At 69.3% G+C, this 14,992-nt stretch carries 16 protein-coding genes, 2 tRNA genes and 1 pseudogene; 7 read left to right on the forward strand and 12 right to left on the reverse strand.

Translation table 11 applies throughout. The features are described 5' to 3' along the window. The first annotated feature begins 175 nt into the window (after positions 1 to 175). Positions 176 to 2,257 (forward strand): carboxy terminal-processing peptidase, encoded by a 2,082-nt coding sequence (locus tag RA210_RS07425; RefSeq protein WP_136490826.1) that lies wholly within the window; start codon positions 176 to 178, stop codon positions 2,255 to 2,257. Between the two features lie 110 nt (positions 2,258 to 2,367). Then, a pseudogene (locus RA210_RS07430) lies at positions 2,368 to 3,102 on the forward strand (EAL domain-containing protein); the annotation flags it as partial. A gap of 40 nt (positions 3,103 to 3,142) precedes the next feature. On the opposite strand, the gene RA210_RS07435 reads toward RA210_RS07430, so the two are convergent. From RA210_RS07435 to RA210_RS07460, 6 genes are all read right to left on the reverse strand, one after another. Further along, entirely contained in the window at positions 3,143 to 3,619 is a 477-nt protein-coding gene (locus tag RA210_RS07435; RefSeq protein WP_136490824.1) for a sel1 repeat family protein, read from the reverse strand. Beyond that, positions 3,616 to 3,984 (reverse strand): hypothetical protein, encoded by a 369-nt coding sequence (locus RA210_RS07440; RefSeq protein WP_168772540.1) that lies wholly within the window; start codon positions 3,982 to 3,984, stop codon positions 3,616 to 3,618. Before RA210_RS07440 ends, RA210_RS07435 begins: the two co-directional genes overlap by 4 nt. Continuing rightward, positions 3,981 to 4,310 (reverse strand): helix-turn-helix transcriptional regulator, encoded by a 330-nt coding sequence (locus tag RA210_RS07445; protein WP_201485947.1) that lies wholly within the window; start codon positions 4,308 to 4,310, stop codon positions 3,981 to 3,983. The genes RA210_RS07440 and RA210_RS07445 overlap by 4 nt, the downstream gene beginning before the upstream one ends. Positions 4,311 to 4,733: 423 nt before the next feature. After that, entirely contained in the window at positions 4,734 to 5,441 is a 708-nt protein-coding gene (locus RA210_RS07450; RefSeq protein ID WP_136490822.1) for an FKBP-type peptidyl-prolyl cis-trans isomerase, read from the reverse strand. A 187-nt stretch (positions 5,442 to 5,628) separates the two neighbouring features. Then, positions 5,629 to 5,705: transfer RNA gene (locus RA210_RS07455), tRNA-Asp, on the reverse strand. A gap of 15 nt (positions 5,706 to 5,720) precedes the next feature. Continuing rightward, positions 5,721 to 5,796: transfer RNA gene (locus tag RA210_RS07460), tRNA-Val, on the reverse strand. A gap of 190 nt (positions 5,797 to 5,986) precedes the next feature. Between RA210_RS07460 and rdgC the strand changes: the two genes are divergently transcribed. Next, entirely contained in the window at positions 5,987 to 6,907 is a 921-nt protein-coding gene (rdgC, locus tag RA210_RS07465; protein ID WP_201485948.1) for a recombination-associated protein RdgC, read from the forward strand. 61 nt (positions 6,908 to 6,968) lie between these two features. On the opposite strand, the gene rluB is transcribed toward rdgC, so the two are convergent. From rluB to RA210_RS07490, 5 genes are all read right to left on the reverse strand, one after another. Then, positions 6,969 to 8,060, reverse strand: a complete 1,092-nt coding sequence (gene rluB, locus RA210_RS07470; RefSeq protein WP_201485949.1) for a 23S rRNA pseudouridine(2605) synthase RluB — start codon at positions 8,058 to 8,060, stop codon at positions 6,969 to 6,971. Between the two features lie 114 nt (positions 8,061 to 8,174). Beyond that, a complete protein-coding gene (gene scpB, locus RA210_RS07475; RefSeq protein ID WP_201485950.1) occupies positions 8,175 to 8,951 on the reverse strand; it encodes an SMC-Scp complex subunit ScpB in 777 nt (258 codons plus the stop codon). Continuing rightward, positions 8,948 to 9,685 (reverse strand): segregation and condensation protein A, encoded by a 738-nt coding sequence (locus RA210_RS07480; RefSeq protein ID WP_201485973.1) that lies wholly within the window; start codon positions 9,683 to 9,685, stop codon positions 8,948 to 8,950. The genes scpB and RA210_RS07480 overlap by 4 nt, the downstream gene beginning before the upstream one ends. Before the next feature lie 147 nt (positions 9,686 to 9,832). Next, the gene (locus RA210_RS07485) at positions 9,833 to 10,462 is read right to left on the reverse strand and encodes an L-threonylcarbamoyladenylate synthase (protein ID WP_136490817.1); all 630 of its coding nucleotides are present in this window, start codon (positions 10,460 to 10,462) and stop codon (positions 9,833 to 9,835) included. Then, on the reverse strand, positions 10,459 to 11,331 hold the full coding sequence (locus RA210_RS07490) for a PHP domain-containing protein (RefSeq protein WP_201485951.1): 873 nt from the start codon (positions 11,329 to 11,331) through the stop codon (positions 10,459 to 10,461). The genes RA210_RS07485 and RA210_RS07490 overlap by 4 nt, the downstream gene beginning before the upstream one ends. A 135-nt stretch (positions 11,332 to 11,466) precedes the next feature. Here RA210_RS07490 and RA210_RS07495 point away from each other — a divergent pair, with 135 nt between their 5' ends. The 4 genes from RA210_RS07495 (at position 11,467) to RA210_RS07510 (ending at position 14,396) form a co-directional block, all read left to right on the forward strand. After that, positions 11,467 to 11,766, forward strand: a complete 300-nt coding sequence (locus tag RA210_RS07495) for a YciI family protein (RefSeq protein WP_136490815.1) — start codon at positions 11,467 to 11,469, stop codon at positions 11,764 to 11,766. A gap of 6 nt (positions 11,767 to 11,772) precedes the next feature. Continuing rightward, positions 11,773 to 12,462 (forward strand): response regulator transcription factor, encoded by a 690-nt coding sequence (locus RA210_RS07500; protein ID WP_201485952.1) that lies wholly within the window; start codon positions 11,773 to 11,775, stop codon positions 12,460 to 12,462. Between the two features lie 116 nt (positions 12,463 to 12,578). Continuing rightward, the gene (locus RA210_RS07505; protein WP_136490813.1) at positions 12,579 to 13,007 is read left to right on the forward strand and encodes a Spy/CpxP family protein refolding chaperone; all 429 of its coding nucleotides are present in this window, start codon (positions 12,579 to 12,581) and stop codon (positions 13,005 to 13,007) included. A gap of 60 nt (positions 13,008 to 13,067) precedes the next feature. Beyond that, positions 13,068 to 14,396 (forward strand): sensor histidine kinase, encoded by a 1,329-nt coding sequence (locus RA210_RS07510; protein WP_201485953.1) that lies wholly within the window; start codon positions 13,068 to 13,070, stop codon positions 14,394 to 14,396. Here RA210_RS07510 and RA210_RS07515 read toward each other — a convergent pair. Then, positions 14,367 to 14,951, reverse strand: a complete 585-nt coding sequence (locus RA210_RS07515; protein ID WP_201485954.1) for a nitroreductase family protein — start codon at positions 14,949 to 14,951, stop codon at positions 14,367 to 14,369. The two genes, RA210_RS07510 and RA210_RS07515, sit on opposite strands and share 30 nt — an antisense overlap. Positions 14,952 to 14,992: the final 41 nt, after the last annotated feature.

Consider the following 14,992-nt stretch of genomic DNA (forward strand, 5'->3'; position numbering starts at 1 on the left):
ATATTGTCAAAGGCCCGGCGCTTCGTTCGCGCCGGCATCTGCCCCCGGATTGTGACCCGGAACCTGACCGCACGTCAGCTCCCTGGCCTCCGGGCGCCAGCCCATGATGGCACCATGGAACCAGGTGCCCCTTACGCTGCCTAACGGGCGTAACCCTCTGCGACGCATAGAACCCATGAAACGCACTCTGTCCTGCACCGCCCTCGCCCTTGTTCTGGCCGCCAGCGCCCTGCCGCTGGCAGCCATGGCCACGCCCAGCAATCCGTGGGACGGCCTGCAGCCCGACCGAGAGCAGACCATCGCCAGCCTGAACGTGGTCGAGCTGCTCAAGCGCCACCACTACAACAAGCCGCCGCTGGACGACGCGCGCTCGTCGCAGATCTTCGACGACTACCTGAAGAGCCTCGACCCGGCGCGCAGCTACTTCACCGCCAAGGACATCGCCGACTTCGAGGCCTGGCGCTACCGCCTGGACGACTACCTGAAGAGCGGCGAGCTGCAGCCGGGCTTCGTGATCTACAAGCGCCACCTCGAGCGCATGCAGGAGCGCCTGCAGTTCGCCCTCGGCCTGCTCGACAAGGGCACCGACCAGTTCGACTTCAGCCAGGACGAGAGCCTCGACACCGACCGCGAGAAGGCGCCCTGGGCCGCCGACAACAAGGCGCTCGACGACCTGTGGCGCAAGCGCGTGAAGGACGAGGTGCTGCGCCTGAAGATCGCCGGCAAGGAGCCCAAGGCCATCCAGGAGCTGCTCACCAAGCGCTACCGCAACCAGCTCAAGCGCCTGGCGCAGACCCGCAGCGAGGACATCTTCCAGGCCTACATCAACGCCTTCGCGCAGACCTACGACCCGCACACCAACTACCTGTCGCCGGAAAACGCCGAGAACTTCGACATCAACATGAGCCTGTCGCTGGAAGGCATCGGTGCGGTGCTGCAGAGCGACAACGAGCACGTCAAGATCGTCCGCCTGGTCCCCGCCGGCCCGGCGGAGAAGAGCAAGCAGCTGCATCCGGCCGACCGCATCATCGGCGTCGCCCAGGGCGACAAGGAGATGGTCGACGTGATCGGCTGGCGCCTCGACGAGGTGGTCAAGCTGATCCGCGGGCCCAAGGGCTCGCAGGTGCGCCTGGAAGTGATTCCGGCCAGCAACGCACCGAACGACCAGAGCAGCAAGGTGCTGTCGATCACCCGCGAGGCGGTCAAGCTCGAGGAGCAGGCGGCGAAGAAGTCGGTGCTCAAGCTCGAGCACGAGGGCCGCGACTACAAGCTCGGGGTGATCGAGATCCCGGCCTTCTACCTGGACTTCAAGGCCTATCGCAGCGGCGACCCGGAATACAAGAGCACCACCCGCGACGTGCGCAAGCTGCTCGCCGAACTCAAGGCGGAGAAGGTCGACGGCGTGGTCATCGACCTGCGCAACAATGGCGGCGGCTCCCTGCAGGAGGCCACCGAGCTGACCGGCCTGTTCATCGACAAGGGCCCGACCGTGCTGGTGCGCAACAGCGACGGCCGCGTCGACGTGCTCGCCGACGAGGACAGCGGCACCTACTACAACGGTCCGCTGGCCGTGCTGGTCAACCGCCTGTCGGCCTCCGCCTCGGAGATCTTCGCCGGCGCCATGCAGGACTACCACCGCGCACTGATCCTCGGCGGGCAGACCTTCGGCAAGGGCACCGTGCAGACCATCCAGCCGCTCAACCACGGCGAGCTGAAGCTGACCCTGGCCAAGTTCTACCGGGTTTCCGGGCAGAGCACCCAGCACCAGGGCGTGCTGCCGGACATCCCCTACCCGGCGGTGGTCGACGTCAAGGAGATCGGCGAGAGCGCCCTGCCGGCGGCCATGCCGTGGGACCGCATCGCGCCGGCGGTCGAGCCGGACAACAACCCGTTCCGCCCCTTCCTCGCCGAGCTGCAGGCGCGCCACGCCGCGCGCATCGCCCAGGACCCGGACTTCGTGTTCACCCGCCAGCGCCTGGAGCTGAGCCAGCAGTTGATGGGAGAGACCGTGGTCAGCCTCAACGAGCAGAAGCGCCGCGCCCAGCAGAGCGCCATCGAGAGCCGTCAGCTGGCCCTGGAGAACGCCCGCCGCAGCGCCAAGGGCGAGCCCCTGCTCAAGGAGCTCAAGGACGAGGAGGAGGACGTGGCCGCCAGCGAGGAGGACAAGCTGCCGCCGGAGCAGGATGCCTTCCTCGCCGAGTCAGGACGCATCCTGCTCGACTACCTCAATCTCGACTCGGCCATCGCCCACCACTGAGGATTGCGCCGGGCGAGGCGCCCTGTCATCAGGCAGTCACAATTTAGTCGTGAAATCTGAGCGCCCCGGTTACCGCCGGGGCGCTTTTTTCATTGCCTGCCGAGCCCTGCATGACCACCACCGAACAGTTGAGCGAACTGGAGCGAATCCTCGCCCACGACCTGCTCAACAGCCTGTTCCAGCCCATCTATTCGCTCGCCTGCGGGCGCATCCAGGGCCACGAGGCCCTCACCCGCGGCCCCTCCAACAGCCCGCTGCATGCGCCGCTGGCGCTGTTCGCCGTGGCCCGCAACGCCGGCCGCCTCAGCGAGCTGGAGATCGCCAGTCGCGCCCGCGCCTGCAGCCGCTTCAGCCAGTGCACCGGTCGCGGCATGCTCTACCTCAACGTCTCGCCGGAAACCCTGGTCGAGCCCGGCCACCAGTCCGGGCGTACCCTGCAGATCCTGCGCCAGTGCGGCATCGCCCCGGAGCGGGTAGTGATCGAGCTGACCGAACAGACCCCGATCGAGGATTTCGACCTGCTCGACCGCGCCCTGCACCACTACCGAGCCATGGGCTTCTCCATCGCCCTCGACGACCTCGGCGCCGGTTACTCCAGCCTGCGCCTGTGGTCGGAACTGCGTCCGGACATCGTCAAGATCGACCGCCACTTCATCGACGGCATCCATCTCGACCCGCTCAAGCGCGAGTTCGTCGGCTCCATCCTGCAGATGGCCCGGGCCGCCCGCGCGCGGGTGATCGCCGAAGGCGTGGAGCAGCAAGAGGAACTGCAGCAGCTGGCGCGGATGGGTGTGGACCTGGTCCAGGGCTACCTGATCGGCCGCCCCCAGGAGCGGCCACTGCGAGCGCCGGCGCAGGAGCTGTGCGCCAGCGCCTGAGAGCGCATCAGAGGCCGAGCTGGCGGGCGCGCTCGGCCATCCGCTCGGCAGCCGACGGATCGGCCGACACCCCGGGCGCGCCTTCGCGCAGCAGTTCGGCGAGCTTGAGCGCAGCCAGCGGATGACCGCCCTCGGCGGCCTGTCGCCACCAGCGCAGCGCCTCGGCGGCATCCGGCGCCTGCCGCGGACTGCCCTTGAGCGCCTGCACGCCGAGCTGGAAGGCCGCCTTGAGCCGCCCCTGGCCCGCCGCCTGGCGCAGCAGGCGCAGTCCTTCTTCGCGCGCCCCCAAGCCCTCGCCACGGAACAGCAGCAGGTGGCCGTAGAACTCCTGGGCGCCGGCATCGCCCATGCCGGCCATGCGCGCGAACTGCCCTTCCATCCAGCGCCAGGCGCGCGGCTGGCGCACCAGCCACTGCCAACGGAACAGCCAGCGGGCCAGCCGATAGCCGCAGAAGGTGCGCAACCACCACAGCGGATGCCTCATGGCGTGCCCCCCGGGAAATCGTGCGCGAACACCCGCGCCACCTCCGCGGCGTGCCAGGCGGCGGCGGCGACGCCATCCGGCGGGCCGCTGAAGCGGCCGAGCCGGTTGGCGTGCTCGAAGAAGCCCGGCCTGGGCAGGCGGCTGGCGCCCTGGCTGATCACCAGAGCGCTGCGCAGCGGCTGTCCGGCCTGGGCATCGAGCATGGCCAGGTGCTCGAGAGCGGCGGTCAGGGTGGTCATCGCCGGGGTCGGCAATTGCAGACGCTCGATCAGCGAGCGGTAGGTCAACAGGTGGCGCTGGCGGCGCGCCTCGTCGAGTTCGTCGAGCAGCGCCTGCCAGTGCTGGCGACTGATGCGCAGGATCAACCCGCGCTCCCGTCGTCCGGCGTGGCGAATAGCCGCGCCAGCGCCCGGACGATCGCCTGGTCCGGCTGGCGCTCGCCGCTCTCGATCAGCGCCAGATAGTGCGGACTGATGCCGACGGCCCGCGCCAGTTGCTCCGGCGCCAGCCGGCGCGCCTCGCGCAGACTGCGCAGGCTCTCTAGGGAAAAGACCGGCTCCTGCGGCAGCGGCGGCGTGCTGGCGGCGCTGGCGGGCAGACGCCCGGCCGCGCGCAACAGCTCCTGATAGTCGGCCCACGCCAGCACGGCGTACTCGGGCTGCCCTTCCCGCTCGATCACCTGAACGTTCATGCGCTTGTCGCTCCATCACACTTGTATTTCATTTTATCAGGCCCCGGACGGCACGCTGCACGCCCGGATCCCCCGCCAGGCCCCGTGGTTGCTGGGCTTGGCGGCGTTACCCACAAAAGCTGTGGATAAACTTGTGAACAATATCTGGAAGAGTCCCCCCGATGCCCGTGCAGCGAGGCTTCCAGACAGATCAGACGTTTTTTGTTCAACAAAAAAAGTCTTTACAAATCATACTCTTAAAATTTGCAACCGGGGATGCGAGAGAGGGCTTGACAGGGCCGCGAGAAATATTACCGATGTGCATAACAAGCCTGCGCCACAGCGAGCGCCAAGCTTTTCCGGCGCCAGCCCGTCAAGAGTGTTACCAGCGGAAACACAAACGCCCCGACCAGCGGGGCGTTTGCGAAAGCCTTGGAACTGCCGTCACTCGGCCTTGTTCTGGATCCCCAGCAGCTCCAGTTCGAACACCAGCACCGAGTTGGCCGGAATGGTCGGGCTCGGGCTCTGCGCGCCGTAGGCCAGCTCGCTGGGGATGTACAGCTTGTACTTCTCGCCGACGTGCATCAGCTGCAGGCCCTCGACCCAGCCCGGGATCACGCCGCCGACCGGCAGGTCGATGGGCGCGCCGCGCTGTACCGAGCTGTCGAACACGGTACCGTCGATCAGCTTGCCCTCGTAGTGGACGCTGACCACATCGTCGGCCTTGGGCTGGGCGCCGTCGGCCTTCTTCAGCACCTCGTACTGCAGGCCGGAGGCGGTGGTGACCACGCCCTCGCGCTTGCCGTTGTCCTCGAGGAACTTCTTGCCGGCCTTGGCGTTCTCGTCAGCCAGGGCGGTCATGCGCTCCTCGGAGCGCTTCTGCAGGAAGCTGAAGGCCTCCATGAGCTGCTCGTCGGTGAGGCGCTGCTCCTTCTTCGCCAGGGCGTCCTCGATGCCCAGAGCCACCGCCTTGGAGTCGAGGTCGTCCATGCCTTCCTGGACAAGGCTGCGCCCCATGTTCAGACCGATGCCATAGGAGGCCTTCTGCGCCGGCGACTTGAGCTCCAGCTCCTTCTCCGCGGCCTGCTTGTCGCAACCGGCGAGGACGAGACCGACCAGGGCCACAGCAGCGGCCAACCGATGATGTTTCATGCTTGTTCCTTAATGATGGATACCACAGCGGCAGGCTGGGAATAGGCGCGAGCTTATCAGGCTGCCGCCCACGCTGCCACGGTTGGAAAATTTGGAATGCAGAAACGACGAAAAGTTCAAGCTGCGGAATCCGCACTGAACTTTTGGGGAGGAAAATCTGGATTTGCCACTTCGGGGAGGGAGAAAATGGCGCAGCGGACGGGACTCGAACCCGCGACCCCCGGCGTGACAGGCCGGTATTCTAACCGACTGAACTACCGCTGCGCGTAACCTCGAGAGTGGTGGGTGATGACGGGATCGAACCGCCGACCCTCTGCTTGTAAGGCAGATGCTCTCCCAGCTGAGCTAATCACCCATTCAGTTGCATTCGCATGTTTGCGTTTGCTCTCGAAGTGGTGCGCATTCTAGGGATGCCGCTCCCCCTTGGCAAGGCTTTTTTCAAAAAAAATTTCGAGGCAAACCAGACACTTGGCGCAATCGGCGGTGGCCGACGCAAGCCCGAGGGGGAATAATGCGCTCCTTTGCTTGAGGAGTGTCCCGCCGCCATGTGGTTCCGCAACCTGCTCGTCTATCGCCTCACCCAGGATCTGCAACTGGACGCCGAGAAACTCGAGGCGGCCCTGGCCAGCAAGCCGGCCCGCCCCTGCGCCAGCCAGGAACTGGCCACCTACGGCTTCGTCGCCCCGCTGGGCAAGGGCGCCGACGCGCCACTGGTGCATGCCAGCCAGGGCTTCTTCCTGATCGCCGCGCGCAAGGAGGAACGCATCCTGCCCGGCAGCGTGGTGCGCGATGCGCTGAAGGAGAAGATCGAGGAGATCGAGGCGCAGCAGATGCGCAAGGTCTACAAGAAGGAGCGCGACCAGCTCAAGGACGAGATCGTGCAGAGCTTCCTGCCACGCGCCTTCATCCGCCGGCAGAGCACCTTCGCCGCCATCGCCCCGCAGCAGGGCCTGATCCTGGTCGACGCGTCCAGCCCGAAGAAGGCCGAGGACCTGCTGTCCACCCTGCGCGAGGCGCTCGGCTCGCTGCCGGTACGCCCGCTGAGCGTCAAGGTCGCGCCCACCGCCACCTTCACCGAGTGGATGAAGAGCCAGCACGCCAGCAACGGCCTCGTCCTGCTCGATGAGTGCGAGCTGCGCGACACCCACGAGGATGGCGGCATCGTGCGCTGCAAGCGCCAGGATCTGGGCAGCGACGAGGTGCAGAACCACCTGGCGGCCGGCAAGCTGGTGACCAAGCTGAGCCTGGCCTGGTCGGACAAGCTGTCGCTGCTGATCGACGACAAGCTGGCGCTCAAGCGCCTGCGCTTCGAGGACCTGCTACAGGAACAGGCCGAGCAGGACGGCGGCGACGACGCCCTGGCCCAGCAGGACGCCAGTTTCACCCTGATGATGCTGACCTTCGTCGAGTTCCTGCCGCAGCTGATCGAGGCCCTCGGCGGCGAGGAAATCCCCCAGGGCATTTGAGCCGCCCGCACCGGACAGAAAAAAGGCGACCCGCAGGTCGCCTTTTTTCATTCAGCCACGCTTACTTGCGGCGAAAGCCGGGACGCTGCCCGTCGCCCGCCGGCTGCGGACGGCGCTTGGCCGGCTGGCCGGCGGCGGGCTTGCGCGACGGGCGCTCGCTCAGGCTCGGCGTGCCGCGCTCGTCGCGAGCCTTGGCTGGACGCTTGCCGCGCACCTCGGCCGGACGCTCGGCCAGCTCGCTGCCCTGGCCACGGCCGCGACCTTCGTCGCGCTCGCCGCGCGCACCGCGACCGCGCTCGGGCACCGGCTTGGCCGACTTGCGCTGCAGGCGGTCGAGCTTCTCGCGCAGCTTGCCCTTCATGCCCGGCAGGGCCATCGGCTTGAGGCCGACTTCAGCGGCGAGGATGTCCACCTCGCCCTGCTCCATCTCGCGCCAGCGGCCGACCGACAGGTCGGCGGTGAGGAACACCGGACCGAAGCGCACGCGCTTGAGGCGGCTGACCACCAGCCCCTGGGACTCCCACAGGCGGCGCACCTCGCGGTTGCGCCCTTCCATCACCACGCAGTGGAACCAGCGGTTGAAGCCGTCGCCCTGCGGGGCTTCCTTGATGTCGGTGAAGCGCGCCGGACCGTCCTCGAGCATCACGCCGTTCTTGAGGTTCTCGAGCATCTCGTCGGTGACCTCGCCACGCACGCGCACCGCGTACTCGCGGTCCATCTCGTAGGAGGGATGCATCAGGCGGTTGGCCAGCTCGCCGTCGGTGGTGAACAGCAAAAGGCCCGTGGTGTTGATGTCGAGGCGGCCGATGTTGATCCAGCGGCCGTTCTTCGGCCGCGGCAGGCGGTCGAACACGGTGGGGCGGCCTTCCGGGTCGGAGCGGGTGCACACCTCGCCTTCGGGCTTGTTGTAGATCAGCACGCGGCGCACCACCTCGTCCTCCTCGCGGCGCAGCAGGCGGCCGTCGAGGGCGATGGCGTCGCTGGCGCCGATGCGCTGGCCGAGGGTGGCCTGGGCGCCGTTGACCTTGATGCGGCCCTGGCTGATCCACTCCTCGACGTCGCGGCGGGAACCGACGCCCATGCGCGCCAGCACCTTCTGCAGTTTCTCGCCGACGGGGCGCTGTTCTTCGGCGGGATTCAGTTCTTCATTCATTCTGGGCACCTCCCGGTGTAACCGGATGCTGTGAGCGGTCCCTGCAAATCAGGGGGGCACGCATGATACGCCGATGGCCGGGCGCGCGCATCCGGCATGCGACCGGCGCCGCGCTCAGTCGCCGGCTGGCGCGGCCTCGCCCGGCTCGCCGGCCTCTTCCGCCGGCAGCAGATCGTCAAAGTCGCTCTTCAGGCCCTGCTCCATGGCGTCCAGCTCGGCCAGCAGGCTGCGGAAGCTGGTTTCGCCGCGCACCTCCGGCGCATCGTCCTCGTCGGCCTCGGCCAGGGCCAGGTCGGCGCGCGCCTGCAGGTCGGCCGGCACCTCGGGATCGAGGTCATCGACCGGCGGCTGCGGCTCCAACTCGCGCAGCACCGCCAGCGGCGGCAGCTCGTCGAGGCTCCTCAGGTTGAAGTGGTCGAGGAAGGCGCGGGTGGTGGCGAACATTGCCGGCCGGCCGGGCACCTCGCGGTAGCCGACCACGCGGATCCAGTCACGCTCCTGCAGGGTCCGGATGATGTTGCTGTTGACCGCCACGCCGCGCACCTCCTCGATCTCGCCGCGGGTGATCGGCTGGCGGTAGGCGATCAGCGCCAGGGTCTCCAGCAGCGCCCGCGAGTAGCGCTGCGGACGCTCCTCCCACAGCCGGCTCACCCAGGGCGAGAAGCGCTCGCGCACCTGCAGGCGGTAGCCCGAGGCCACCTCGCTGAGTTCGAAGCCGCGCCCCAGGCAGGAGCCGCCGAGCACCGCCAGCGCCTCGCGCAGCAGCTTCGGCGAGGGCCGCTCGTGCGCGTCGAACAGCTCGGCCAGGCGCTCCAGCGCCAGCGGCTTGCCGGCCGCCAGCAGGATGGCTTCGAGCACCGTCGCCAGCTGGCGCGGATCGGCAAGGTTCATTCGGCAACCTCCTCAAGCAACAGACTTTCTTCCGCCACGGCGCCGCGCAGGCGCACGTGGATGGGCGCGAACGGCTCGTTCTGCACCAGCTCGACCAGTCTCTCCTTGATCAGCTCGAGGACGGCCATGAAGGTCACCACCACGCCGAGCTTGCCCTCCTCGGCGGCGAACAGCGTGACGAAGGGCACGAAGGCGCCGCCCTGCAGGCGTTCGAGCACCTCGCTCATGCGCTCGCGGGTCGACAGCAGTTCGCGGGTGACCTGGTGGCTCTCGAACAGTTCGGCGCGACGCAGCACCTCGGCCATCGCCAGCAGCACCTCGTCCAGACTCACTTCCGGCAGCAGGGTGCGCGCCCGCGCCTGCGGCGCCGGCAGCAGCGGCACCTGCAGGTCGCGGCCGACCCGCGGCAGGTCGTCCAGCTCCTCGGCGGCCTGCTTGAAGCGCTCGTACTCCTGCAGGCGACGGATCAGTTCGGCGCGCGGGTCCTCTTCCTCTTCCGCGGCCCCGCTGGAGCGCGGCAGCAGCATGCGCGACTTGATCTCGGCGAGCATCGCCGCCATCACCAGGTACTCGGCGGCCAGCTCCAGGCGCACCGCCTTCATCAGCTCGACGTAGCCCATGTACTGGCGGGTGATCTCCGCCACCGGAATGTCGAGGATGTCGATGTTCTGCTTGCGGATCAGGTAGAGCAGCAGGTCCAGCGGCCCCTCGAAGGCGTCGAGGAACACCTCCAGGGCATCCGGGGGAATGTACAGGTCCTGCGGCAGCTCGGTGAAGGCCTCGCCGTAGACCAGCGCCAGCGGCAGCTGCTCGGGCGCCTCGACCTGCTCCAACGCCTCGCTCGGCAGTTGCGGGTCAGCCACCGGAAACCCTCGCCGCCATCAGGCCGGCACCAGGAACGGCTCGGGATCGCCGCAGCCCTCGCGCAGCACCTCGGGCTCGCCGCCCAGCAGGCTGATCACCGTGGACGCCTCCAGGCTGCCGTAGCCACCGTCGATGATCAGGTCGACCAGCTTCTCCAGGCGGTCGCGAATCTCGTAGGGATCGCTCATCGGGTGCTCGTCGCCGGGCAGGATCAGGCTCACGCTCATCAGCGGCTCGCCCAGCTCGGCCAGCAGGTCGTGGGCGATCGGGTTGCCCGGCACGCGCAGGCCGATGGTGCGCCGCTTGGGATGCAGCAGCATGCGCGGCACCTCGCGGGTGGCGTCGAGGATGAAGGTGTAGGGGCCCGGGGTGTGCGCCTTGAGCAGGCGGAAGGCGCTGGTGTCGACCTTGGCGTACTCGCCGAGCTGCGACAGGTCGCGGCACACCAGGGTGAAGTTGTGCTTGTCGTCCAGGCGACGCAGGTGGCGGATGCGGTCCAGCGCCGCCTTGTCGCCGATCCGGCAGCCCAGGGCATAGGCCGAGTCGGTCGGGTAGACGATCACGCCGCCCTGGCGAACGATCTCCACGGCCTGCTTGATCAGCCGCGCTTGCGGGTTTTCCGCGTGTATCTGGAAGAATTGGCTCATGACTGTTCCTTGGACTTCGGGTGTTCCATCCTGGTCAGGCGCGGCCAGAGCAGCGGCAGGTCGTCGGGCAGCGCCCGGTAGCTGCCCACCTCGGACCACTGGCGCGGCCCGTGGAAATCGCTGCCGGCGCTGGCCAGCAGGCCGAACTCGCGGGCGGTGTTGGCCAGCATGCCGACCTGGCTGTCCACCTGCGGGCCGTTGGACACCTCCAGCGCGTGGCCGCCTCCCTCGACGAAGGCCATCACCAGCTTGCGCCTCTTGGTTCGAGTAAAGTCGTAGTGGCAGGGATGCGCCAGACTGATCCAGGCGCCGGCCTCGCGCAGGGTCGCCAGGGTGCTCTCCAGGGTCGGCCAGTGCTGCTTGACGTCGCCCAGCTTGCCGGCGCCCAGCCAGCGCTGGAAGGCCTGGGCGTGATCCCTGACGTAGCCGGCGCGGACCATGAATTCGGCGAAGTGCGGCCGCGACGGCGCGTTGCCGCTCTCCCCGCGTTCCTGCTGCACCGCCCGCGCGCCCTCCAGGCAGCCCGGCATGCCCTTGGCCGCCAGGCGCCGGGCGATCTCCTCGGCGCGCGCCCAGCGCCCACCGTGCAGGGCATCGATGGCGCTCGCCAGCGGCGCCACCTCCGCCTCGAAGCCGTAGCCGAGCACATGGATGGTCGCCCCTGCCCAGGTGCAGGACAGCTCGATGCCGCTGACCAGCTCGATGCCCAGCCGCCCGGCCGCGGCGCGCGCCTCGGCCTGGCCGTCGAGGGTGTCGTGGTCGGTCAGCGCCAGCACCCCGACGCCCTGCGCGTGGGCCCGCTCGACCAGGGCGGCAGGCGCGAGCATGCCGTCGGAGGCGGTACTGTGGCAGTGCAGGTCGGCGTACATGGGCAATGGTTTTCCGTGTTTTGCGGTCTGTTATTATGCCCCCTTCGCATCGCCTCTGGCGCACGCCGCACGACAATTCGCCGCCAGGCGCGCCCCCTGCCCCCTGCTGCGCCCGCCAAACACTCAAGGACCGCCATGCTCTACGCCATCATCGCCAGCGACGTCGCCAACTCCCTCGAGGCCCGCCTGGCCGCCCGCCCGGCCCACCTCGAGCGCCTCAACGCCCTGAAGGACGCCGGCCGCCTGGTGCTCGCCGGCCCGCACCCGGCCATCGACAGCAACGACCCGGGCCCGGCCGGCTTCACCGGCAGCCTGATCGTCGCCGAGTTCGACTCGCTGGAAGCCGCCCGTGCCTGGGCCGAGGCCGACCCTTTCTGCGCCGCCGGCGTGTACGCCGAGGTAGTGGTCAAGCCGTTCCGCCAGACCCTGCCCTGAGTCGCCATGAGCCAGCTGCTGCTGATCGACGACGACCACGAGCTGACCGACCTGCTGGCCGCCTGGCTGGGCCAGGAGGGCTTCCAGGTGCGCGCCTGCCACGACGGCGGCAGCGCCCGCCAGGCGCTGGCCGAACAGGCGCCGGATGCCGTGGTGCTGGACGTCATGCTGCCCGACGGCAGCGGCCTGGAGCTGCTCAGGCAACTGCGCGGCGAGCACCCCGAGCTGCCGGTGCTGATGCTCTCGGCGCGCGGCGAGCCGCTCGACCGCATCCTCGGCCTGGAACTGGGCGCCGACGACTACCTGGCCAAGCCGTGCGACCCGCGCGAGCTGACCGCCCGGCTGCGCGCCGTGCTGCGCCGCGTGCAGCCGGGCGGCGGCAGCCCGAGCGCCAACACCCGCCTGGAGCTGGGCGACCTCAGCTACAGCCCGAGCCGCGGCGTGGCCATGCTCGGCGAACAGGAAATCGCCCTCACCGTGTCGGAAAGCCACATCCTCGAGGCGCTGCTCAAGCAGCCCGGCGAGCCGCTGGACAAGCAGGCCCTGGCCCAGCTCGCCCTCGGCCGCCGGCTGACCCTCTACGACCGCAGCCTGGACATGCACGTCAGCAACCTGCGCAAGAAGCTCGGCCCGCACGCCGACGGCCGCCCGCGCATCCTCGCCAGCCGCGGTCGCGGCTACTACTACGCGCCCTGAGCGGACAGCCCCGCATCTTTACCCGGCCTTTACCCACGGCTGACCGCCATTGACCTTGCGCGCCCTAGACTGAGCTCATCCGGCAAGCCAAGCCGCCCACGAGAAGGAAACAGACAATGCGCAAGACCCTGACCGCCCTGCTCCTCGCCGCCGCCCTGCCCACCCTGGCCGTCGCCGGCCCCGGCATGGGCGATGACCACGGCGCCTACCACAAGCGCGGCGACGGCCACCACGGCCACATGCTGCGCGGCCTCGACCTCACTCCCGAACAGCGCCAGAAGGTCGGCGAGGCCATGCGCGAGAACATGCAGACCCAGCGCGAGATCAACCAGCGCTACCTGGACAAGCTGCCGGCCGCCGACAAGGCCGCCATGGCCAAGGAGCAGGAAGCCAGCCGCGCCAAGCAGCAGAAGACCATCCGCGACACCCTGACGCCCGAGCAGCAGAAGAAGTTCGACGAACTGCAGGTCGAGATGGAGAAGCGCCGCGCCGAACGCGCCGAGTTCGAAGCCTGGAAGGCCGAGCGCGACAAGAAGGCCGAGTAATCCCGCACGGGGCGTCCACGCTGGACGCCCCTTCCCTCATTTCCGACCACGGACCCGCGCATGCGCACCCTGTTCTGGCGCATCTTCGCCTCGTTCTGGCTGGCCATCGCCCTGGTGGCCGGCCTGTCGCTGCTGCTCGGCCACGCCCTCAACCAGGACGCCTGGATTTTGGCCCGCCACCCCGGCGTGCGCGACCTGGCCAGCCGCTGGATCGAGCGCTACGAACAGAGGGGCCCGCAGGCGGCGCAGGAACTCCTCGAGCGCCACAAACACCGCCGGCATGTCGACGTGCAGGTGCTCGACGAAGCCGGCCAGCCGCTGGTGCGCGGCACCTTCCCGCCCCGCGCGGCGGCCTTCGAGGCGCGCCGCGAAGGCCACCGCCTGCCCTGGCGGCGGCTGACCGAGGACCAGACCAGCGCCGCCAGCGGGCAGACCTACCTGTTCATCTACCGCATCCCGCACGCCGAGCTGGCCGGCTGGCAGCGCGACAGCCTGCTGTGGCCGGTCAGCGCGCTGGCCATCGCCGTGGTGGTGCTGACCCTGTTCAGCGCGCTGCTCACCCTGTCGATCACCCGCCCGCTCAACCGCCTGCGCGGCGCCGTGCACGATCTCGGCCAGACCGCCTACCAGCAGCACAGCCTGGCGCGCCTGGCCGGGCGGCGCGACGAGCTGGGCATCCTGGCGCGCGACTTCAACCGCATGGGCGCGCGCCTGCAGGACCTGATCGCCAGCCAGCGCCAGCTGCTGCGCGACGTTTCCCATGAGCTGCGCTCGCCGCTGGCGCGCCTGCGCATCGCCCTGGCGCTGGCCGAGCGCGCCGGCGACGAGGAACGCGCACGCCTGTGGCCGCGGCTGGTGCAGGAGTGCGACCGCCTGGAGGCGCTGATCAGCGAGATCCTGGTGCTGGCGCGGGTCGACGCCGAGAGCAGCCAGCCGCAGACGGTGGACCTCGCCGCGCTGCTCGGCAAGCTGCGCGAGGATGCGGGCCTGCTGGCGCCGCAGCAGGAGATCCGCCTGGAGATGGAGCCGGGACTGCAGCTGACCGGCTGGCCGGAGCTGCTCGAGCGCGCGCTGGACAACCTGCTGCGCAACGCCCTGCGCTTCAACCCGCCCGACCAGCCGCTGGAGATCGGCGCGCGCCGCGACGGCGAACGCCTGCTGCTGGAAGTCCGCGATCATGGCCCGGGGGTGGCCGGGGAACACCTCGCACAACTGGGCGAGCCGTTCTTCCGCGCCCCCGGCCAGACCAGCGCCGGCCACGGCCTGGGCCTGGCCATCGCCCGCCGCGCGGCACAACGCCATGGCGGCCAGCTGGTGCTGGCCAACCACCCCGACGGCGGCTTCGTCGCCCGCCTCGAACTACCCCTGGGCGGCGACGGAAAGGTCTGAGTTCCAGGCGGCGACGAACTCCGCCGGCTCAAGCGGCTGCGGCGTGCGCAGCTCGCCCTGCGGCGTGCCCAGATAGAGGAAGCCGAGCAGCTGCTCGTTGCCGTCCAGGCCGAGACCGGCGTGCACGGTGGGATCGTAGGACAGCTCGCCGGTGCGCCAGATCGCGCCCAGCCCCAGGGCGTGGGCGGCGAGCAGGATACCGTGCGCCGCGCAGCCGGCGGCCAGCAACTGCTCGGACGCCGGCACCTTGGGATGCTCCCTGACGCAGGCGATCACCACCATCAGCAGCGGGGCGCGCAGCGGCATGGCGCGCACCTTGTCGAGCACCGCCGTCGGCACCTGGGCATCGCGCGCCAGCTCGGCGCGGGCGAACAGCTCGCCGAGCGCCTCGCGGGCCTCGCCCTCGATGGTCAGGAAGCGCCACGGCCGCAGCTGGCCGTGATCCGGCGCGCGCAGGGCGGCGCGCAGCAGCAGCTCGCGCTGCTCGGGCGTGGGCGCCGGCTCGCCCAGGCGGGCCACCGAGACACGGTTGAACAGCGCATCGAGCGCATCCATGGACATTCTCCTTGAAGGGTCGGAGCCGGCATTCTAGCCGG

The organism is Pseudomonas sp. OF001, from assembly GCF_904426495.1.
Taxonomy (GTDB): domain Bacteria; phylum Pseudomonadota; class Gammaproteobacteria; order Pseudomonadales; family Pseudomonadaceae; genus Geopseudomonas.